The sequence below is a fragment of the Legionella sheltonii genome (assembly GCF_026191355.1).
Lineage (GTDB): Bacteria > Pseudomonadota > Gammaproteobacteria > Legionellales > Legionellaceae > Legionella > Legionella sheltonii.
Map to the genome: position 1 here is coordinate 394,436 of NZ_JAPHOQ010000001.1, position 22,063 is coordinate 416,498.

Consider the following 22,063-nt stretch of genomic DNA (forward strand, 5'->3'; position numbering starts at 1 on the left):
CCAAGGTACGATGAACCATGACGTAAGCAGTTTAGATAAAGAATAATCTAAGGATTAGATAATGCGGTTTACCGATATTTTTATTAAAAGACCTGTACTGGCTACGGTGATCAGCTTGATGCTTTTAGCAATGGGCTTACGTTCTATTGGTTCTTTACCCATAATGCAATATCCATTTACTGAAAATGCTATTGTCACTGTAACTACCACTTATACTGGTGCAGATCCTGATATTATTGCTGGTTTTATTACTACTCCACTAGAGAACTCCATTGCTCAAGCAAATGGAATTGATTACATGACTTCCATCAGCTCTCCGAGTACGAGTACGATCACAGTAAACCTTCTTCTCAATTATGATCCACTAAAAGCTTTGTCCGACATTACTACTAAAGTGAATGCAGTACTGAATCAACTTCCCAAAAACGCACAAACACCAGTCATCACCGTTTCAGTAGGACAAACCATTGATTCTATGTATATTGGTTTTTATAGCGATGAATTACCGATTAATAAAATTACAGACTATCTAATTCGGGTAGTACAGCCTAAATTACAGGCAGTTAATGGGGTTCAAAATGCTCAAATTCTAGGGAATCAAACTTTTGCCCTGCGCGCGTGGTTGGATCCCGTTAAACTTGCAGGATATGGAATCTCCGCAGCAGAAGTTGGAACTGCTCTTGCAAATAATAATTTTATTTCAGCAGTGGGCCGTACTGATGGGCAAATGTTCATCCAAAATCTTACTGCGGGCACTAATCTATCGGATGTAAACCAATTCAAGAAAATGGTTATTAAAGCTCAAAATGGGGCGATTATTCGTTTGGAAGACGTGGCTAACGTCAGTCTGGGAGCAGAAAATTATAATTCTGCAGTGAGTTTTGATGGGCGAACAGCAGTATATATTGGGATTGTAGTTGCACCTTCAGCCAATCTTTTGACCGTAATTAATGAGATTAAAAAAATATTTCCCAGTATCCAGGAACAATTTCCCCAAGGTTTACAGGGAAAAATTGTATATGATGCCAGTTTATTTGTGAATTCTTCGATAAATGAAGTAATCTTTTCCTTATTAGAGGCTTTTTTAATCGTAACTGTTGTCATTTTTATTTTTCTTGGCTCAATTCGCTCGGTTGTTATTCCCATAGTTGCTATTCCCTTATCTTTGATTGGGGCATTTTGGATAATGCTCATTTTGGGGTATTCAATTAACTTGCTTACTTTGTTGGCTTTAGTTCTGGCTATAGGATTGGTAGTTGATGATGCAATTATTGTTGTTGAAAACGTGCAACGCCATATAGAAGAAGGACAAACACGGTTTAAAGCTGCTTTAATAGGCGCGCGTGAGTTAGCGAATCCCATTATTGCAATAACGGTAGTTTTAATTGCTGTTTATTTACCGATTGGCTTTATGGGTGGATTAACCGGTGCGCTATTTACCGAGTTTGCATTTTCACTCGCGGGTGCGGTTACTGTTTCGGCTGTAATTGCATTAAGTTTATCGCCCATGATGTGTTCCAAATTTCTTAAAATGGGAGATGGGGCAGCTAAAGGGCGTTTTATGACGTATGTCGATGATTCCTTTACAAAACTTGAACATTTTTATAAACGAATTTTATCTGCTACATTAAATCACTTGCCGGTAGTTATTGTCTTTGCAATCATCATCCTTTTCAGTAATTATTTTCTTTTTATTACTTCGGAGACTGAGTTGGCCCCCCAAGAAGATATGGGTATTGTCATTGCTCAGGTGACCGCATCAGCAAACGCTTCTCTCGCGCAAACACAACTTTCTGCCAATGCAGTGAATGACATTTTTAGAAAGTTTCCAGAAACGGATCATATTTTCCAAGTTGATGGTTACCAAGGATTAAATACATCCATCATTGGTATGGTTTTAAAGCCTTGGGATGAGCGCACACGAACCTCCAATGATTTAGAGCCCCTGGTTCAAAATGAACTCAATAAAATTGCTGGAGCCAAGGTAGCAGCGTTTCAATTACCTTCATTGCCTGGAGGTGGAAGTGGATTGCCCATCCAATTTGTTATTACAACTACAGAAACGTTTGAAAAATTAAATATTGTGTTACAGCGTGTTTTAGAGAAAGCGGATGAGGCGGGTATTTTTGCTTATATTAATCCTGATCTCAAAATCGACCAAATACAGACAAAAATTAATTTAGATCAGGATAAAATATCTCAGTTTGGTTTGACCATGCAAGATCTTGGCAATGTATTTGGAGCCGCCTTAAGTGAAGGCTATATCAATTATTTTGATTTAGCAGGACGCTCTTATCAGGTTATACCACAGGTAATGCGGGCGACACGCTTAAACCCGGATCAAATATTGAATTATTACATAAAAACTTCTTCGGGAGCCTCAATACCTCTTGCCACGGTTGCTAATTTGCAAAGACAAGTTGTTCCTGAATCATTAAACCATTTTCAACAACTTAATTCCGCTACAATTTCTGCGGTTGCCTATCCTGGTATCTCTATGGGCAAAGCGTTGGATACGCTGGCCAATATTGCCAAACAGGTTCTCCCTCAAGGTTATTATATCGATTATGCTGCTCAATCACGTCAATTCATTCAGGAAGGCTCCAGTCTTATTGTTACTTTTTTCTTTGCTTTAATCATTATCTTTTTATCATTGTCAGCCTTGTTTGAAAGCTTTCGTGATCCTCTTATTGTTTTGATTAGTGTGCCTATGTCGATCTGTGGAGCCATGATTTTTATCAGTTTAGGGATAGGTGATGCCACACTGAATATTTATAGTGAGGTGGGACTGGTTACCCTGATTGGGCTCATCAGCAAGCATGGCATTTTAATTGTGCAATTTGCCAATGACTTACAGGCAAGTGGGCAAAAAAAGCTAGATGCCATAAAAGCCGCAGCCGCAATTCGATTGCGTCCTATTTTGATGACTACCGCGGCAATGGTTTTAGGGGTTATCCCCTTGATTTTTGCTACAGGGGCTGGTGCTGAGAGCCGTTATAATATTGGTCTAGTCATCGCAACGGGAATTTCGATAGGTACCTTGTTTACGCTTTTTGTGGTGCCGTCAATGTATTTGTTATTAGCGGCAGATCATACAGAAATAGCTGCAGCAGAGCATTTAGAGGATGAAGAATCTTTGGGGTAAATATTATCAAGCAGAGGGAGTCGCGGCAGGCATTGCGGGGGCTTCATATCTTTTTGCATCGGCATCTTTAGCAGTATTTGCAGCAAATAGACCAAGTCGTTGAGTTAACGCTTTGATTTCAGGTGGATTGTGCACGGCTTCATTAATATTATCGAGGAGCTTTTGTCGAGTTGGTGTATATAAGTTCAATGCTTCGAGCAGGGATAAAAAGCACATTTTTAAGTAAGTCCAACTAAAAGTATCCACTTGCTTATGCGCTAGCATAATTCTTGAGAAATTGGGATTTTCAACCTGTAATTTTATTTGCTGTATGCGTTCTTGTACCTTTAGTGTTTTATTGCGGGCAATTTCATCTAAAAGGCGAATGCACTTAGATTTTTTATTTAAAGTTTCTTTGCTTTCAAATATAGAATTTCTATTGCGGCTGGCGGCTTTCAAATCTTTGAAATAAGTTTTAAATTGAGCCAGAGCCACTTGTACCGTATCAAGATGATAGTATTCAGCATAGTATTTTTTCTCAAATTTACTGATTTCTATTTCCAACAGCTTTTCGATACTTCGATCAATATTCTTAGACACTTTTGCTTTCGCAATTATTTCATCTTTGAGTTTCATTAAATAGGCTTTAAGCTCAGCAACGTATTCTTGATCCGTAAATTGCAAGTCTATGGGATTACACTTTGCTTCAAGATTTTTTTCGAATGATTCAGTAGTATACTCTTCAATGAAAGACAGTTTTTCTTGCTCTTGGATTGGCTCTAAACTATTGAGATAAGCTAAATGCTCTTCTGTAGTTTCTAGTCGCATTTGATGCGTTGCTTTTAAACCCAAGTAATAATGATGGCTAGCAACGATTAACGCTTCGATTTCGGTAAAATGAGGATCATATGCTTTCAGTCCAGAATTACATAGCCCATCCAGCCTATGATGTTCAGGGTATGGGCTTGAAGCAATTTCGACCTTTTTATTCCGTTTTAGTTGCGCTAGTTTGGGTAGGGCTTTTTTATAAGCAGCACATAACTCCATTTTTGCGTTAGTTGGCTCAACTTGCGGTTGGGGAGTGGCAAAATCAAAAAAATCAAGTGGGGTAGTTACTTGACGATACCAATAGTATAGATTTTCAATATCTTTGTAGTCTTTATCTATTTTTTTGAGATATTTTTGGTTTCTTTTGATCTGTTTTGTAGCCAGACTAATTCTTTTTTCTAGTGGCTCTTTATCATATATTAATCGGATGCGTGTTTTGGAATCCAAACTACTCAGTGGCAGTGGATGCACTAGACCTTTAAAAAACTCATTAGTAATTTGCCTTAAGGGGCCGGATAAAATTCCTGGTGAGAGTCCTAATCGGTTTTCCCAGCGATCTGCCTCAAGAAGCATTGGTGTAAATATGCTTGATCGCATATTTTCCATATTATCCATTATGGCGTCATGAGAAGTGCTGGTAAATTCATTCAGCTTTGCTGTGAGTTCCTGGTAAAGATAAATCATATTGGGGGATTGCAGGAACAATTTAAAATAGGAATTAGAATTATTAATCAAGCCTTCTATAATTGAAGTTGATTTTTTGGCGCGAAAATGTAACTCATCAAGTTCTTCAGTAGTTAGATAATTTGTATTATTTAAGGCGCGAATATGTTTAGGGCTAATATAAAAGGCATTAATAATATACCAAAGTGCGTTGTATTGAACTTTAGCTGCTCCGTAGGAGACTTGTTCTGGTGCTACTTGGTATGCATCGGAATGTTCCTGGAATGTGGCATAAAGATCCTGGGCCTTATTAAGTAAATCACGAGCTATGAACCTTAAGTGCGGATCTTCAGCCAAACGCTGTGCTGACTTAATGATTTCATTGAGATGCTCATAGGCTTGTAATAAATAACGTACGTATTGAGTTTTAATACTTTGATTATTTAAATTTTCTAACTCATGAACAATTCCTTCCAAATGGAACAAACTGTTAAAAATGTCTTTTAATGCACAGACTTGTCTGCTTTGACTCAATCGCTTGTTATTATCCTCCATTTCAGGGAATGGTACTAATGAGGGAGGGAATACAGTTTGCACGGCCTCTTTAAACATGCCAATTGGTGAAATATCTATGATTTTTGGTGGTGTATAGGGAGTTAATGCCTGCTGCATTGAAGAGTTAAATAGTTTTGTTACCTCAAATAAAGATTGTCTGAATGCATGAATGCATTTGGAATAATTAGTATGTTGGATAACAAAGTGTTCTCTACCTGTTTTGGGATCGGCTTTAAGTACTGCTGCGTCATTTTCGAGAGTAAATTTATCTTGAGCTAAGTTATAAAAACGCTCCTTTCTTCGTTTCCATTCTTTAGTGACGCGAATAAAGGTATCCCGGAAATGGTCTTTTAATCCTAAGAACATTAGTACAGGTGGAGCATCCCTGCGATATACCGTTCTGTTTGATAAACTGGCAACCAAATATTTATCAAAATTTATCGCATCTTCTTGCTGTTCGGGGGGGAGGGCACAAATTAAGTAGGGTTGAAAAATACTATATAAATTGCGTAGTTGAGCTTTTACTCCTGGTTTAAGAGAACTTAACAACGATATGTTTTTTCGAATTTGAGGGTTGTCTTTTATTACTTTATGGAGCAACTCGAGAAATTGAGAATATGCATTGGTCACAACCAGGAATTTATTATGCTTATTTTGATACCATTGGTAGATTTCAAGAGCTTGATCCGAATTTAATTGATCAAGATCATGCAGCAATTTATCGTCTTCTACTTGTTTAAAAAGCAGTTTTGCATCTTTTTCTCGTTTACTCTTCAGAGCCTCCGATTCTTTCTCATCAAGAAATCGCGCATTGGCGAAATCATAAAATGTTTGGCTTTTATCCTGCCATTTGGCAAAGGAGTCCTGGGTATGTTTATCCAATTGTAAAAACAAGGATACAGGGGGCGCTTCTAATATTTCTACTGGCTTATTGGCAAGGAATGCAGCCAAATATTTTTCAAAATTTTGAGCAGCCTCTTTAAGCTCTCGTGGTATTCCCAATTTAAAATAGGGCTGGAAGACTTGAAATAACTGAAGACACTTATTTTTTGTCTCGTTATCAAAACTGGTTAACAGCAAGTTATTACCGTAGAGCTGGGGTTTTTCTTCGATCTGCTTTTTTATTATTTGAGAAAATTGTGTGTAGGCGGTACGAATGTTCTGGAACTCATCTTTATTGAACCACTCAAAATTGATGTAATCAAAAAAGCTTTGGATATTTTTATCCAGACTGAGAAAAGAACTTTTTAGGGGGATATTGGTGATCGGATTCTGTGCAAATAAATCGGCTAGATAGAGTTCAAGATTTTTTGCTGAGTCTTTACACTCAGTGGAGGTCATAGATCCCAAGTACGGTTGAAACACTTTAAATAATTGTTGGCACTCTGCTTTTACAGCATCATCGAGTTTGCTTAGATCCAAATTTTTTTCATAGGAGCCTGGTTTTGCGTCAATTTGTTCTTTTACTAGATGGACAAAACGCAAATAAGCAGCTTGGATCTGCAGAAATCTGCTTTTGCTAATCCTTGATGTCTTATCTTGCTTTGATTCAACTTGCAGCGGTATTGATTCATCAACCGTATACACATTTGCTTTTTCACTGTAAGGAAATAAAACTAAATTTGCTTTTTTGTGCACCGAATCAATAAGGTCTTTATTTAATTTAATATGAAAAACCTTACTGTTTTCATCTTTAGTAATTAAATTCTTTAACGCATTTTCTTTTTTCAAAACAAAACTGATATGGTCTGAAGGAAGTTGTCTTTTTAACTTGCTTATGCTCGAGCCCATAAAAGAGTACCAACCTTCTTTTTCAGGACCTGTTAATCTCGAGATTATGACCTCATTTAAATCGATGTCGAGTTGGGCCATATAAGGCTTAATAAGCTTATAGAGCTTTACAAGCTCTTCTTTAACCTCTGAAGGGAGTTGATACAAACGAAGATTTCTATAACGAGGATCTTGTAACAGTTCAAAAAATTCTTTACATGCGGTATTTGCTTTTTTAATTTTATGTAATGATTTATTGTCTTTATCGATCCTTTTATACGTCATTTCTAATCTTAATTCGATAAAGCGCGGATCTTCTATTTCCAGTAAATCCGCTCCTTTCTCTTTAAAATCAATTGCCTTTTTGGGCAGGTAAAGTATTTTTTCGTATAAAACTTTGATTTTTTCCATTAAAGGAACAGACAAAGTGCCAGGCTTTAACATGGCGTTGTCTTCAATTTTATCAACAAAACCAAATAAAGTGGGTAACAAAGTGTACTTAAGCTGCGCTAATTTATCGCGAACTAGATCTTGAGATGATTCACTGAGCTCTCCAATTTGTTCTAAAGTGCTCATCGATAAAGTAATTAGATTACTAATTATGTGGATATAATTTAAAAATTTAAATGAAAGAAAAAAGCGGTTTCCTTTTAAATTTTCTATATCATTTAGGAGGCTTAGTGCTGCTTTTTGCAGTTCGGCCAGCTTTTCTTGGTTCAGTTTAGGTTCTGATTTTTTTATCTGTGAAGAATATTGTTCTATGTAATGAGTTAATTTATCAATATAACTCGGTAAAACGGCACTGAACTGAGCCAGAAAATTATAATCCACATCACTACTAATGGGGCGCAGTTGATCGACGGCGATTCCGGCTACTTCCCCTATTTGCGATGCTAATGGCGTAGGTTTAAGCGCTTGGACAAAAGCCTTTTGTTCTTTTGCATGGTTGTCTGCAAACGCTTGAATTTGACTGAATACAGGCAAAATAAGGGCTAACTCCTCATTAAACATGTCTGTCAAATCAACGTCTAAATGAGTAAGCAGATAACTTGCTTCATAAGCTGAATTAATTGTTTTACCGTAGAGTAAAGTCAGATCAGTATAACTGCGCTTAAGATCTCTAACATCAATATTTTCCAAATCTAAAAATGTAAGACGCGCATGATAGAGTGCATTGATTAGTTTTTTAATTTGAGAAATATTATCAGGGTCCAGATCATAGTTGCTAAAAGGAGCCCACTGAATATGACCATTTCTTGCTGCCGCTGATAATACACGCGCTCTAAATGCATCGGGTGTAAAAGGAAGGGTGTGATTTCTTTTTGATGTAATTTTGAGAATTTCGGGCATAAAAGGCTCAAGATCCTTAGGTGAAAAACCTGAGCGTAAGTTAAGCTTTAATTCTTCTTTTTTTATTATCGACGTTATCAATTTTCCTTGTGGATCAATAACGGTATATTCAAGGCCTGCATCAATTATACGGGCATAAAAAGAGCCTTTTTCAGGGACTAAGCCGCGGGTCATTAAGCCAATGTTGTATTTAAAAGGGATTGGTGCGTCGAGCTCTGTTAAAACAACATCTTTAACCTCCCTTCTATCTTTAGCCCCCTCCTCACAGGGAATAATTACTGAATAGGCAATTTTTCCATTTTTTTCCCTTATGTAGATGTTTTTATCTTTTAATTCTGTTTCATCCGACATGAAACAAAGCTCGTAGCGAGGAAAATAAGGAACTATTAGAGGACTAACATGTTTGCTGTATAGAATGTCGAAAATTTTAGTGTCAATTTGCTCCAGTATTTTAGATATCTGGTTTTTCTTAAATGACTCTAATAATTTTACATATTCTTCAAATATCATTTACAGTAGCCTAATCATCAATTATTTTATTGGGCATTACTAAGTCGGTACTAATAATATCTCAACTTGATAATATTTTCGACTGAAATTGTAGATAAAACAATAATAACTTCTGTCTCTATTGTTTATGCTACAGGGATTTTGAATGTATTTTTACGGATAATTCCAAAGTAAATTCTGCAGCCAGCTCCGTGAAAGCCGGGTAATCTGTATAGGCTTTGATCTGGATAGGTTGAGTTATTCGTTCCCCAGTTTTTTGAGACTCCTCTAACATGGCTTCGACTTTTGCTCCTTCATCACAAACAAAATAAACATCAGACTCAGGGCGGCGTAGGAATTGGGCCTGAAATGATTTAAAAACAATAGAAGGATTTAATTTTTTTTGGCTTGCATGATAAAAACTATGTAAACCTCCCGCTAAATCAGCACCAACACTGAGAGCGCCGAAATACATGGAATTTAAATGATTACGACTGCGCCGATTTAAAGGGAGGCAAATAATGATTTCAGTATCGGTAAGTTTTATGAGCCGGGGTTTTAAGTAGCCGATCAGGGGTACTTGAAAATGACTAAATTTCCAAAGAAAGAATTTAAAACGAGTCAACATGTTCATTGGTTTTCCTTTTTTACCATATCCATACTTTGAATGAGCAAATGTCCATGAGGCAGTGGATTTGCTTCAATAACTATGAGGGAAAAAGCAATCGTAAGATTTAATTCAGGAATTGAGACCACTTCATTAACGCGCCAATAATGAATATTTAAAGCGATACCTTTTTCAGCGATATAGGGCTCTGTAATCAATGTGGGGTGAAGTGTGAGTTGTTGGTTTTTGATCACCTCAAGATAATTGCCCAGGAAGTCGGTTAAGGCATTCCAGGCATTTCCCGTATAATTTTTATGTAATTCTGTATCATTACTTGAGTCATAATTGTAATCTACGGATAAGGTACTCAATAGAATTTTTTTCACCCACTGACATACTTCTGCATCATTCTGTGTATAATCATTTTGTGCATAAAGAGCATATGGAGATATGAAAAGTACGAGCCATAGCAATATCCTTTGCAAAAGCGTATTCATATTTAAAATCCTTTAAAGTTTTTAAAATGAAGAGGTTAAGTCTTTTATTGTAGTACACTCTGTAAATTAGAAACAGGAGTCTAACAATTTCATTTTTTCTGTGTAAAAATGTGCTAAAATAAAAAATTATTTTTGATCTGTTTCCAAAGTAAAAATACTTATTTGATCTATACGCTCTATTTTTTTGACGTATAATTAGATTTTTCGAAGCCGCAAATAATTAAACCATAACTAATCTGTCTTAAACCAAAATTATCGAATTTTATGCATACTATCACCATACGTGGTGCACGAACCCACAACCTTAAAAATCTTGACCTGGATTTACCCCGCGATCAACTCATTGTAATTACGGGGTTATCCGGTTCAGGGAAATCCTCGTTAGCCTTTGATACATTGTATGCTGAGGGGCAGCGTCGTTATGTCGAATCGCTCTCTGCTTATGCGCGACAATTTTTATCGATGATGGAAAAGCCTGATGTGGATTCAATCGAGGGTTTATCACCGGCAATTTCCATTGAGCAAAAAGCAACGTCGCACAATCCTCGCTCGACAGTCGGGACCATTACTGAAATATATGATTATCTGCGGTTACTCTACGCACGTGTGGGCGAACCTCGGTGTCCTACGCATCACGTTAGTTTGCATGCGCAAACGATTAGTCAAATGGTGGATCAAGTACTTGCTTTGCCTACGGACAGTAAAGTGATGATTTTGGCTCCGGTTGTGCGAGAACGCAAAGGAGAGCAGGTCCAGCTTTTACAGCAGTTACAAGCTCAAGGCTATGTACGTGCTCGAATTGATGGAGAACTCTATGAATTGGATTCGCCTCCTAAACTGGGTCTGCGTACTAAGCATACGATTGAAGTTGTGGTGGATCGTTTTAAAGTCAGGCCTGACATTGCGCAGCGTTTAAGCGAGTCCTTTGAAAATGCTTTAAATTTGGCAGAGGGCCTTGCAATTGTTGCTTCTATGGAGAATCAATTTGATGATCTGGTTTTTTCTTCCAAATTTGCTTGCCCAGAATGTGGATACAGCCTAAGTGAATTAGAGCCCAGACTTTTTTCATTCAATAATCCAGTTGGTGCTTGCCCCTCTTGTGATGGATTGGGTGTTGATCAGTTTTTTGATCCGGATCGTGTTGTTCATGATCAAACAGCCAGTTTGGCCGAAGGGGCTATTCGTGGTTGGGATAAGAAAACGACTTATTATTTTTCAATGCTCGAATCGCTTGCACAACACTATGGTTTTGATATTCATACTGCATTTTGTGATTTGCCTGAGGAAGTGCGTCAAATTGTTTTATATGGGGGAAATGAGGTTATCGATTTTCATTATCATAGGCCCAATGGTGGGTATATGGTCAAGCGGCATCCTTTTGAAGGCATTATTCCTAACATGCAACGACGTTATCGGGAGTCCGATTCGGGAATGATACGTGAAGAACTTGCTAAATATTTATCATCTCGCCCATGTCAGAGTTGCCAAGGAACACGATTGCGTGAATCCGCCCGGAATGTGTTTATTGATAACAAAAATTTACCTGAAGTTACCGCTTATTCGATCGAAAAAGCCTATGTATTTTTTAAAAATTTGCATATGACCGGCTATAAAGGTGAAATTGCAGCAAAGATTAACAAAGAAATTGTTGAGCGATTAGGGTTTTTGGTCAATGTAGGCCTGGATTATCTCTCTTTAACACGTAGTGCTGAAACATTGTCAGGAGGGGAAGCCCAACGTATTCGTTTAGCCAGTCAAATTGGCTCGGGATTAGTGGGGGTGATGTATATTTTGGATGAACCCTCCATTGGTTTGCATCAAAGAGATAATGATCGCTTATTAAAAACATTAATGCACTTAAGGAATCTGGGAAATACGGTCATTGTGGTGGAACATGATGAAGACGCGATTCGTAGTGCTGATTTTGTTCTGGATATAGGTCCTGGCGCTGGCGTTCATGGCGGGGAAATTGTTGCCCGTGGGACACCTCAAGAAATTATGCAATCTCCAGCTTCATTGACGGGTCAATATTTATCTGGGAAACAATCCATCGCAATTCCTGAAAACCGCCGGCCAATTAATCCCGAAAAAATGATTCATTTAAAAGGGGTGGTTTGTAATAATTTACACGATGTCGATGTCAGTATTCCTTTGGGTTTGCTTACTTGTATTACCGGGGTTTCGGGTTCCGGAAAATCCAGTTTAATTAATGACACTTTATATCCAAGTGCCGCAAATCTATTAAATAGGGCCAGTTTATTTACTCCTGGTTCCGTTAAAGAAATCACGGGTTTAGATTTATGCGATAAGGTGATTGATATTGACCAGAGTCCGATTGGCAGGACTCCGCGTTCTAATCCGGCTACATATACTGGAATATTTACTCATATTCGCGAATTATTTGCCGCAACTCCTGAGTCTCGGGCACGGGGTTATCAGCCTGGACGGTTTAGCTTTAATGTGCGTGGGGGGCGCTGTGAAGCATGTCAGGGCGATGGACTTATTAAAGTCGAGATGCACTTTTTGCCTGATATTTATGTGTCATGCGATGTATGTAAAGGCAAGCGTTACAATCGAGAAACTCTTGATATTCAATACAAAGGCAAAAACATTCATGAAGTTTTAGAAATGACGGTTGAAGATGCAAGCCATTTTTTCGCAGCAATTCCGGCATTAGCCAGAAAATGTCAAACTCTGATGGATGTGGGCTTGTCTTATATCAAGTTAGGGCAAAGTGCGACTACCCTTTCCGGTGGGGAGGCACAGCGAATCAAATTGTCGCGTGAGCTGTCAAAGCGAGATACAGGAAGCACTCTATATATTCTTGATGAACCAACAACTGGATTGCATTTTCATGATACCAAACAGTTGTTATCGGTATTATTTCGCTTGCGGGAACAAGGCAATACCATTGTGATTATTGAACATAATTTGGATGTGATCAAAACGGCGGATTGGATTATTGATTTGGGGCCAGAAGGAGGAAGTAAAGGCGGACGTATCGTGGCAACGGGTACGCCAGAACAGGTTGCCGAATGCGAGCTTTCTTATACAGGGCAATTTTTGAAGCCTATTTTGGCTACACGATGAGTTTTCCTACCCCCGCCCCATCTCAAACAGAGCAAGTGGTTTCCCATTGTAACACGGTGCTGCATTGTGGAGACTCCTTGCTGCGTTCGGGTGACCTGCAACCGAATTATGCCTCAATACGATTCGTTTTTTTTAAATAATTATATGCATAAAAGCTGATTGGTAGGAGTAATGCCCAGGTAATCCCCACCGAAAGATAAAAGGGGTAGCTTTTTTCAATGACGACGATATTGCACGATGCGCCAATTTTATAAGCAAAAGGCATCAAAAAAAGAATCAGTAGAAACCAAATGAAATAGTAACGTGTGAATTTTTCATTAAGAATAATCAGATTTAATCCGAAACTTAACCAAATACAAATCATCCATGGGGCTGTAAAATAGGAACTAAAGGGATTTGCTTTAAAATAAATATAGTTTTGATGAAGCCAAATTGTGTCTGTAAGCGAACCAATAAATGCAATAAGAAATGCAAAAAACAGGGCATTTAAATAAGGCAATCGATTAATTAATTGCCATAAGATTTGCACGGCAATGATTAGAAAGCCAATAATTGGACCAAGATATACATCGTTTTGTGCTGCAAAATAAAAACAGGCTATCCAACACAAATAATAAGATGAAAAATGGATACACCAGCCGATCCTACTTTTATTCATCAGTTCTACTCTTATGTTTTGGGAGTAAAAAATCCTCTCCAATTCCAATAGGCACATCATCCCAAAGTGCAGCCAGGGCGTTCCTATCCCAGCGAAAACCGTGCTACAGTATGGAGCCGATTACTCAGAATGCCCTGGTATTTGTCTGCCCCTTTTCGGTGCTCAAAAATCATACGCTTTTGTTCAACCTCGAAATATTTAAAAAGCGCTTACTGTTTTTTTTTATATTTTCGATCTATAACTAAATTGTAGGAAATTTTGCATAGGAAGAAAAATGGGTACTTTTTTTATTGTTCTTATCATTATTGTAGTACTTTTATTAATATGGGCTATAGGTGTTTACAATACCTTAATTCACTTAATCGAAGCGATTAATAACGACAAAAAACAAATCGATATCCAGTTAGATCGTCGTTTCAAAGTATTTGAATCTTTGATTGAAGCTGTAAAAAAATATATGGATTACGAACAAACTACACTGAAAGATGTGGTGGCTTTGCGTAATCAGGCTCAAGCAGCTAAAGCTGCGGGGGATGAAGCAGGGCGTATTGCTGCAGAGAATCAAATTTCCCAGATTGCTTCTGGACTTAATGTAGTATTTGAACGATATCCTGATTTAAAAGCAAGTCAGAATGTAATGCAATTGCAGGAAGAAATTGTCAATACTGAAAATAAGTTAGCTTATTCGAAGCAAGCTTATAACGATGGTATAGAGCGTTATAATGCCAAAAAGAAATCGTTCTTTGAATCCATGGTAGTCTCTTTCTTTGCTTCCTCTTTAGATAAAGATTTTGTTTATTGGGGACTTCCTGAAGAGCAGATCCAGGCAAAAGAAGACTATACCGTAAAATTTTGAGTATAGGATATGGGGCTTGAAGAGTATCACGGCGGCGTAGGTAATTGGCGCGAGCAAATACGGTTAAATAAACGCAAGACACGATCAGTGATTGCTATTTTTATTGCGATTTATTTTGCTGTAGGCTTCATTGCCGATCTATTTATTTTGCATACAACTTACCCGCAAGTTACTCTTGAGCAATGTTTCCTCGCATTGATTCAGCTGAAAGTTATTCCTTATGCGACTATTCTTATGGTTGGTTTTGCGGTAGTGTCATTAATGATAACGTATGCATTTTACGATCGCATCATGCTATTAGGTACGGAATATCGTGAAATAACCCCCAAAACAGCCCAAAATTTACTCGAGCAACAATTATATAATGTGGTAGAGGAAATGAAAGTTGCTGCGGGCTTGCAGTATATGCCCAAGGTTTTTATTATCGAAGCAGATTATATGAATGCTTTTGCAAGTGGCTACAGTGAAAAATCGGCAATGGTAGCAATTACTCGAGGTTTAATAGGAAAATTAGACAGAGCAGAATTGCAAGCGGTGATGGCTCATGAATTAAGCCACATTCGTCATTATGACATTAAATTAACTTTGATGGTGGCGGTTTTAAGTAATATTCTTTTGATTGTAGTCGATATTTTGTTTTATTCAGCATTATTTAGGCGCAACGACAGACGTGAAGATAACCGCCTGTTAATGGTTATAGTGGTCCTTCGTTATGTTTTACCTTTAATTACTGTCCTGTTAACTTTATTCTTAAGTCGAACACGTGAATACATGGCTGATGCGGGTTGTGTGGAATTAATGCGTGACAATGAGCCTTTAGCGCGGGCGCTCCTCAAAATTAGCGATGATCATGCGCAACATGCTGAAGAGTATACTCAAGAATATGGTAATACGCCTCACGAACAGGTAAGGCAGGCATCATATCTCTTTGATCCTTCTGATATGCAACCGGTTAAATCTTTAAGCAGCGCTTTTGCAACACATCCTTCAATTGATGCTCGTTTACGCGCTTTGGGATTTAAGCGTAAGTAAAATGTTCCAAAGAATTATAATGTCCTTTATCTCTGTGTCTCAGTTCTTGTGCAATTGTATGTTTAAGCATATGATTATACACGAAACCTACACTGGACTATGTCAACTCGAACGCAGTGAAAGCTCTCTGGTTATGTAGTATCAGCATTATGATATGGCTAAAATCCGGAGATCATTTATGGTGAACTCAGGATGACAAGGGTCGTGAAAGATTACTTATAGTCTAAAAGTTTATACCTTCTCTAAAAAGGAATTTGGATGTGATGAAAATTCAGTCATTAGTTTTATCTGTTTTTTTGATATTTAGCGGATTTTGTCTCAATGCAAATACGCTGTCAAAGGATGGTACAACCAATCAAGCAAAGAGTTCAGAATTTCTTAGAAAAATAACGCCAGAATTTCTGTATGGATATACCGATTTTAATTTTGATTCGACTTCAGGGACCAATTTTAACCGATATAATGGACATTCAAATCTCTATTCGGCAGGAGCAGACCATGTTTCTCTAGGCCAGACTATGATGGTGGGTGTTTATTATTTTGGGATTGATACAGAGCTTACTTCTCAATTTTTACTCACTCCTGGATCTGTAACTACCTCAGAACAGACCATACACAATAATACGATTTTTGGCCATTTGTTTAAAATTTTTACTCCCGAGATTTATGCTGATTTGGGTGGGGGATATGGTTTTAATAAGTTTATTACCTTAACAGAGATAGCCACAGAGCCTGCGCCCTTAATCGCTCAAGCAACGAATAATAATAACAACTGGTTTATTAGCTTTAATGGAATTTATAGAAAAACCTGGAAACAATTTCTGATGAGAGCTAATGCCGGAGTGTTGTACAGCCAAATTGATACGGGAAGATATAATTATTTTTTCCCGGCTACTGATACCTTTCAAGTGATTGAACCATTAACCAATAAAGCAACTTTAATTTTGGAAAATATTGAATTGGGTTATTACATTAAGCCCACGGTAATGCCTTTTCTGAGTGGTGGATTAATTCAGGTAGCACAATTTTCCAATAGTCGCCTACTAATAAATCCTGCGAGCGTCATTAATGGTTCACTACCCCAATTGAATATGGATAAAAGTGGTTTTCGCGTAGGGGGAGGTATCGCCATAACCTATAAAAATGCAACCATTCGAGTTGAAGAAAAATATTATAATGCTGGTGGCGTGTTTCAGAGCTATCAAACTCTAGCCGCATTAGAATATCAATTTGGTTAGGACCCGTTTCATCGGTACTCTCTTGACCAAAACATTTTGATTTTTTGAACCCAGGCCCTAGGATAGAACTTGATAGCGTCAACCATTATGATTTAAACAAGGCGCAAAAGAATGAGGCGAAGATGTTATAGGGCTCTATATCTTTGCTTCCTTTCAGTGTTGTTGCGAAGCGTATTAAGGACGATATCTCGTGAAGAAGAACTATTATTTTTCGCCGAAAGCTATGAAATCTAAATGGATACAAATCCTTTTAGGTCTCTTCTGGGTGGCTCTAATTTTTTGCACGGATGTCATTCAAATCCCGCTTCTAAGTTCATTTATTACTCAATTAGACTATCGAACCTATGATCAAGTGGTTCAATTAAACTGGCGTCCTCATCAAACAATTCCTCGAGTTGTTATTATTGATATTGATAATAAATCAGTACAACAAGAAGGCCGATGGCCTTGGTCTCGAGACAAGATGGCTGATTTAATTAATCAATTAAAGAAAAATGGGGTCGTTACGATTGCAACAGATATTGTTATGGCTGAGGCAGAGGTAAATTATGCGATTGGTTTAAAAAATGAATTAAATAAATTAATGCCTCAATTGTCCCTAGAACAAAAGCAATTACCTAATTTGCTCGAGCAGATTGCCCCCAAAGTAGACAATGATCGTATTTTGGCTCAGGCATTGATGGAGCATAATGTGGTATTAGGCTTTTTGTTTCATAATGACACGCAAATTAGGAAAGGAGTGTTACCTTCTCCTTTAACTAATCCAGAGAATCAATATTTATGCAGAGATCATCTTCCCCTTCATCAATTCTCTGGATATAACGGTTGTTTACCCTTATTTCTGAATGCATCCACCCAAGCGGGTGCGGTGACCAACGTACCTGATCTGGATGGGACGGTGCGACATGGGCTTATGTTAGCCAGTTATGAGAACAAGCTCTATCCAACTTTAGCTCTTGCAACGGCCATGAATTATTTAATGGCACAGCACATTGAACTTAAAATTCATGATCATCAATTATATGGAATACAAATGGGGAATGTATTTATCCCTACAAACTCGCGCGGACAAATTCTTATTCCATTTTGGGGACAAATTGGGACACTTAATTATTATTCTGCGACGGATGTTATACAAGGTAAAATTAACCCAGACGAATTGCAGGGAGCCATTGCTATCATTGGTTCAACAATCATCCTTTTGGCCGATCTGCACCAATCTCCCGTTGCCCAATCGTTTCCTGGTGTTGAGATGGTAGGGAATATGGTTCAAGGTATTGTTGGACAGCAATTGGTATCAGAATTTGATTGGAAGACTACTCAAGGACGAGTGTATTTAGTATTGATTGGATTACTTTTTACCTTTTTAATCTCTTTCTTGAGTGTTTCCGGAATGTTGATTCTTGCAGTAATTAGTATTATCGGTATTAGGGCTTTATCAATCTATCTCTTTGTATCCAAAAGTTTCTATCTTCCAATAGCACTGATGTTAACCTTAATCGTACTGATTACCATAACGAATTATGCTTATTTATTTATCATTGAAAGAAAACAAAAAAGAAAAATAAATCAGTTGTTTGGTCAATATGTCCCAGAAGCATATGTTAAAGAACTAATCGAATCTCCTGATCAATACAGTATGGAAGGACAAGAACGTAACATGACGGTTCTATTTAGTGACATACGTAATTTTACAGGGGTGAGTGAAACGTTAGATGCATCTCATGTGAAGCGGTTATTAAATGCTTTTTTTACGCCAGTTACGGAAATCATTTTTAGCTTTAGAGGAACGATTGATAAATATGTAGGTGATATGATTGTCGCGTTTTGGGGGGCGCCTATACATGATGAAGAACATGCTTCTCATGCCATTATTTGCGCGTTAACTATAGCCCAAAAACTACCCGAAATTAATGTAACAATGCAAGAAAAAGACTTGCCAGCAGTGAATATCGGTATTGGCTTAGCAACAGGAATGATGAATGTGGGAGACATGGGTTCAGCGTTTCGCCGGGCGTATACAGTCATTGGTGATACAGTGAATCTTGCTTCTCGATTACAAGATTTAACGAAATTTTATCAGGTGAATATTTTAGTGAGTGATGGAACACGTACTGGACAAAATCAATTTGTCTGGAGAATCATCGATAAAATTACAGTTAAGGGAAGAAAAAGTGGGTTAGTTATCTACCAACCGCTAGGCAGGGTTAATGAAGTTTCTGAGGAGGTTTTAACGGAGCTCAAAGAGTACCATCAAGCTTTGGGTGAGTATTCCGCACAAAACTGGACGTCTGCAGAAAAAAAATTTGCTTTGCTAAAAAACAAATTTCCCGATGTTTATTTATATCAGATGTATCATGAACGCAGTCAAGCGTTCATGAAAACTCCTCCTCCTGACGACTGGAATGGAGTCTATATGCATCTGCATAAATAATTTTTCATTATCTTATGAAAAGATTAATGAATAACGATAGGCTTATGCTCGGTACCCATAACTATTTTTAATGGAAAAATTGTACAGGAATCTATATGAAAAAAATAATAATTACAGGGTTATTCATGATAGCCAGTCAAGTATTTGCTCAATCTGCTGCTACTGTTTTGTTCACTCAGAAACAAGTGCTAGCACATCATAATGGTGTGGAGCGGGTGTTGACTCGTGGCTCGGCTTTGGATCCTGGTGATGAAGTGATTACAGGTGATGGTGCGGCAGCGAGCCTCCAATATACAAATGGCGCATTAGTTAACATCGGCGGGAATTCAAATTATAAAATTCTGGCTTATTCTCCCAAGGAGTCGGTGCAAATTAAGGCGGAGTTGAGCAAGGGGAAGGCAGAAATAAAAACCCCGGCAAAAATTAAAGAGTCACTTAAAACGCCAATTTTATCACTTGCAATACTTGGAACCGATGTGCGTATCTACGTCCCTTCTCACGGCATGACCTATATCGAGGTGATTGAAGGACTTGTTTTGGCAAGAAATGAATACCTTCGACCAGGAGCAAGTGTTCGCGTTACTGCAGATAAGATTGTTAATGCTCCTTTCCCTAAAGAGGGGGAAGTCACAACGACCGCTGATGTTGTATCAGTCACAACTGGGGCGGGGAAGACAGTCACTAATGATGCTGGGAGTGGTGTTGACAGTGTGTCCTATCTTTCTACAACGCAAGTAACCGCAACGTCAACTTCTACAGCAACACAAGCTGCTCAAGCTGCTGCAATAGCAGATATTTCCATAATTTGCCTGACTCCAGGAAGTCTCGGGTGAAGCCTGATTGGTTGCAAAAGGAGGCGTGATTTAAAGTCTCATCCCGGTTGCACGGTTGGGCCTTGGCCCGACCAGTCTTTAATGGGTTACTCAGGAGCAGAATGCTGTTGGGCCAAGGCCCAACCTAAGTCTTCCTATTGGAGATGGAACGTTTGTAGCACCTGTCTTTTGTTTCCACTCTGCCTACTCCTGGCGCTTGTTCGCGGGGGGGGGGGCTGTGTTTTAACGTATTCTCCTGATTCTGCGGGCAACTCCGGAAAAAGAAGGCGGCGATTATTCGCGAAACCCCACCCCTTTTTTTAATAAAATCATGTTAAGGAGCGTGAGCAATGCCAACATAAGGACAATAATTCCCATGGCTAAAGATGTATTGACTTCACTTTGACCAATCATCGCATTTCTAAGCGCATTGACCATATAGAGAATAGGATTAAGCCAAGAAACTTTTTGCCAGAATTCAGGAAGCATGTTGATACTGTAAAATACTCCACCTAAATAGGTGAGGGGAGTGAGCACAAAGGTTGGAATAATCATAATATCATCAAAATTTCGGGCCACCATGGCATTGGTAAAACCTGCCAGGGAAAATACAGCAGAGACCAGCAATACAACCAGCAAGGTCATAGGCAAATGGCCTAGCTCAATAGTTAAGAAAAAGCTAGCAACAATATAGACCAATGCAGCAACGATTAATCCTCTAAATACTCCTCCCAAAACATATCCAAGCAGCAAAAGGCTGTTATGCATTGGACTTACGAGCATTTCATCAATGCTTTTTTGAAAGCGGACGCTATAAAGTGAGGAAGATACGTTTCCATAGGAATTGACAATGACTGACATCATAATCAATCCAGGAGCAATGAACATTGGATAACTGACTCCTTGAATCGAGCCGATACGAGGTCCAATTAAACTACCGAAGATGAGAAAATAAAGTGTCGTCGTAATCACTGGTGGCAAAAAGACTTGAGTTGAAATGCGAAACATACGAACTAATTCGCGTCTAACCAAAGTATATAATGCGATAGTTTGTTTTTTAATGGCCATTTTTTATCAGATCCAAAAAGAGTTCTTCTAAGCGATTCGTTTTATTACGCATACTATGAATTTTTATGCCGTGTTTTGTGAACAGGGCAAATGCATCGTTTAAATTCAAATGGTTATCTACCCGGAGCTCTATTGTAGTGCTATCAATCAAAGCCGGTTTAAAGGGATGTAAATCGGGTAAAAGATCGATACGGTTTTCTGTGTTGAAAATAAACGTTTGATGGTGTAGGGTTTGTAACAACGCCTTCATGGACGTATTTTTTATTATTTCTCCTTGATCAATGATGGCAATGTTTTTACACAGTTGTTCTGCTTCTTCCAGATAATGAGTGGTGAGAATAATGGTTGTCCCTTCTGCATTGGTTCGGGTTAAGAATTCCCACATACTGTGGCGGATTTCTATATCGACACCAGCCGTAGGCTCATCAAGAATCAATACCTTGGGTTGGTGGACTAAGGCTCTGGCGATCATGAGTCGACGTTTCATTCCTCCCGATAAATGGCGTGCTATTGAGTTTCTTTTTTCCCAGAGGCCTAATTGCTGTAGAAGGGACTCAACTCGGGGTTGTGCGCATTTTCGTGAAATTCCATAGTAGCCGGCTTGATTTAGGAGGGTTTGTTCACAGGTTTCAAAAATATTGAGATTGATTTCTTGGGGGACAAGTCCTAAACACGATTTGGCTTTCTCCGCTTCTTTTTCTAAATCATAACCATGAATACTGATGCTTCCAGAGGTCTTATTAAGTAATGTGGTAATTAAACCAATGGTAGTTGATTTTCCCGCGCCGTTAGCACCCAATAAAGCAAAAAAATCACCCTGGTTTATGGTTAAATCAATGCCCTTTAAGGCTTGTACCCCATTCGCATAGGTTTTATGTAACTGTTTAATGTCTAAGGCGTGCATAGAGATTTAGTGAAAATAAAAAGATTATTATACACTCTAATCCTATGATTTCGCGAGTCATTCCTCCCTCACCCCAAATGAAGAGGAA

13 protein-coding genes are annotated in these 22,063 nt (G+C 38.3%); 7 read left to right on the top strand and 6 right to left on the bottom strand.

The features are described from left to right. The first annotated feature begins 61 nt into the window (after positions 1-61). Entirely contained in the window at positions 62-3,145 is a 3,084-nt protein-coding gene (locus OQJ26_RS01820; RefSeq protein ID WP_265702169.1) for an efflux RND transporter permease subunit, read from the top strand. Between the two features lie 6 nt (positions 3,146-3,151). Here OQJ26_RS01820 and OQJ26_RS01825 read toward each other — a convergent pair whose 3' ends face one another. The 3 genes from OQJ26_RS01825 to OQJ26_RS01835 all read right to left on the bottom strand — a co-directional run bounded on the left by OQJ26_RS01825 (position 3,152) and on the right by OQJ26_RS01835 (position 9,883). After that, positions 3,152-8,800 carry an SdhA gene (locus tag OQJ26_RS01825; RefSeq protein ID WP_265702170.1) on the bottom strand — a complete coding sequence of 1,883 codons (5,649 nt, stop codon included), beginning with the start codon at positions 8,798-8,800 and terminating at the stop codon, positions 3,152-3,154. Between the two features lie 130 nt (positions 8,801-8,930). Then, complete coding sequence (locus OQJ26_RS01830; protein WP_265702171.1) at positions 8,931-9,413, bottom strand: PaaI family thioesterase; 483 nt, start codon at positions 9,411-9,413, stop codon at positions 8,931-8,933. Further along, positions 9,410-9,883, bottom strand: coding sequence for a hypothetical protein (locus OQJ26_RS01835; protein WP_265702172.1), 474 nt, complete (start codon positions 9,881-9,883; stop codon positions 9,410-9,412). The genes OQJ26_RS01830 and OQJ26_RS01835 overlap by 4 nt, the downstream gene beginning before the upstream one ends. 264 nt (positions 9,884-10,147) lie before the next feature. Here OQJ26_RS01835 and uvrA point away from each other — a divergent pair, with 264 nt between their 5' ends. Beyond that, positions 10,148-12,973 (top strand): excinuclease ABC subunit UvrA, encoded by a 2,826-nt coding sequence (gene uvrA, locus OQJ26_RS01840; RefSeq protein WP_265702173.1) that lies wholly within the window; start codon positions 10,148-10,150, stop codon positions 12,971-12,973. Positions 12,974-13,079: 106 nt separating this feature from the next. Here the strand turns inward: uvrA and OQJ26_RS01845 are convergent, their stop codons facing one another. Beyond that, complete coding sequence (locus OQJ26_RS01845) at positions 13,080-13,631, bottom strand: DUF2878 family protein (RefSeq protein WP_265702174.1); 552 nt, start codon at positions 13,629-13,631, stop codon at positions 13,080-13,082. Positions 13,632-13,905: 274 nt separating this feature from the next. Between OQJ26_RS01845 and OQJ26_RS01850 the strand changes: the two genes are divergently transcribed. The 5 genes from OQJ26_RS01850 (at position 13,906) to OQJ26_RS01870 (ending at position 20,024) form a co-directional block, all read left to right on the top strand. After that, the gene (locus tag OQJ26_RS01850; RefSeq protein WP_265702175.1) at positions 13,906-14,487 is read left to right on the top strand and encodes a LemA family protein; all 582 of its coding nucleotides are present in this window, start codon (positions 13,906-13,908) and stop codon (positions 14,485-14,487) included. Positions 14,488-14,496: 9 nt separating this feature from the next. Beyond that, the gene (htpX, locus tag OQJ26_RS01855; RefSeq protein ID WP_265702176.1) at positions 14,497-15,519 is read left to right on the top strand and encodes a zinc metalloprotease HtpX; all 1,023 of its coding nucleotides are present in this window, start codon (positions 14,497-14,499) and stop codon (positions 15,517-15,519) included. Between the two features lie 263 nt (positions 15,520-15,782). Beyond that, on the top strand, positions 15,783-16,757 hold the full coding sequence (locus OQJ26_RS01860) for an autotransporter outer membrane beta-barrel domain-containing protein (RefSeq protein WP_265702225.1): 975 nt from the start codon (positions 15,783-15,785) through the stop codon (positions 16,755-16,757). Positions 16,758-16,980: 223 nt separating this feature from the next. Continuing rightward, on the top strand, positions 16,981-19,191 hold the full coding sequence (locus tag OQJ26_RS01865; RefSeq protein WP_416209934.1) for a CHASE2 domain-containing protein: 2,211 nt from the start codon (positions 16,981-16,983) through the stop codon (positions 19,189-19,191). Between the two features lie 95 nt (positions 19,192-19,286). Then, positions 19,287-20,024, top strand: coding sequence for a FecR family protein (locus tag OQJ26_RS01870; protein WP_265702178.1), 738 nt, complete (start codon positions 19,287-19,289; stop codon positions 20,022-20,024). 273 nt (positions 20,025-20,297) lie between these two features. Here OQJ26_RS01870 and OQJ26_RS01875 read toward each other — a convergent pair whose 3' ends face one another. Both OQJ26_RS01875 and OQJ26_RS01880 read right to left on the bottom strand, forming a co-directional pair. Beyond that, on the bottom strand, positions 20,298-21,071 hold the full coding sequence (locus tag OQJ26_RS01875; protein WP_265702179.1) for an ABC transporter permease: 774 nt from the start codon (positions 21,069-21,071) through the stop codon (positions 20,298-20,300). Next, positions 21,061-21,975 carry an ABC transporter ATP-binding protein gene (locus OQJ26_RS01880; RefSeq protein ID WP_265702180.1) on the bottom strand — a complete coding sequence of 305 codons (915 nt, stop codon included), beginning with the start codon at positions 21,973-21,975 and terminating at the stop codon, positions 21,061-21,063. Before OQJ26_RS01880 ends, OQJ26_RS01875 begins: the two co-directional genes overlap by 11 nt. Positions 21,976-22,063 lie beyond the last annotated feature (88 nt).

What these genes read in the sequence shown, in the direction of transcription:
- OQJ26_RS01820 (WP_265702169.1), top strand. Translation starts at nt 62, where the DNA reads ATGCGGTTTACCGATATTTTTATTAAAAGACCTGTACTGGCTACGGTG.
- OQJ26_RS01825 (WP_265702170.1), bottom strand. Translation starts at nt 8,800, where the DNA reads ATGATATTTGAAGAATATGTAAAATTATTAGAGTCATTTAAGAAAAAC.
- OQJ26_RS01830 (WP_265702171.1), bottom strand. Translation starts at nt 9,413, where the DNA reads ATGAACATGTTGACTCGTTTTAAATTCTTTCTTTGGAAATTTAGTCAT.
- OQJ26_RS01835 (WP_265702172.1), bottom strand. Translation starts at nt 9,883, where the DNA reads ATGAATACGCTTTTGCAAAGGATATTGCTATGGCTCGTACTTTTCATA.
- uvrA (WP_265702173.1), top strand. Translation starts at nt 10,148, where the DNA reads ATGCATACTATCACCATACGTGGTGCACGAACCCACAACCTTAAAAAT.
- OQJ26_RS01845 (WP_265702174.1), bottom strand. Translation starts at nt 13,631, where the DNA reads ATGAATAAAAGTAGGATCGGCTGGTGTATCCATTTTTCATCTTATTAT.
- OQJ26_RS01850 (WP_265702175.1), top strand. Translation starts at nt 13,906, where the DNA reads ATGGGTACTTTTTTTATTGTTCTTATCATTATTGTAGTACTTTTATTA.
- htpX (WP_265702176.1), top strand. Translation starts at nt 14,497, where the DNA reads ATGGGGCTTGAAGAGTATCACGGCGGCGTAGGTAATTGGCGCGAGCAA.
- OQJ26_RS01860 (WP_265702225.1), top strand. Translation starts at nt 15,783, where the DNA reads ATGAAAATTCAGTCATTAGTTTTATCTGTTTTTTTGATATTTAGCGGA.
- OQJ26_RS01865 (WP_416209934.1), top strand. Translation starts at nt 16,981, where the DNA reads ATGAAATCTAAATGGATACAAATCCTTTTAGGTCTCTTCTGGGTGGCT.
- OQJ26_RS01870 (WP_265702178.1), top strand. Translation starts at nt 19,287, where the DNA reads ATGAAAAAAATAATAATTACAGGGTTATTCATGATAGCCAGTCAAGTA.
- OQJ26_RS01875 (WP_265702179.1), bottom strand. Translation starts at nt 21,071, where the DNA reads ATGGCCATTAAAAAACAAACTATCGCATTATATACTTTGGTTAGACGC.
- OQJ26_RS01880 (WP_265702180.1), bottom strand. Translation starts at nt 21,975, where the DNA reads ATGCACGCCTTAGACATTAAACAGTTACATAAAACCTATGCGAATGGG.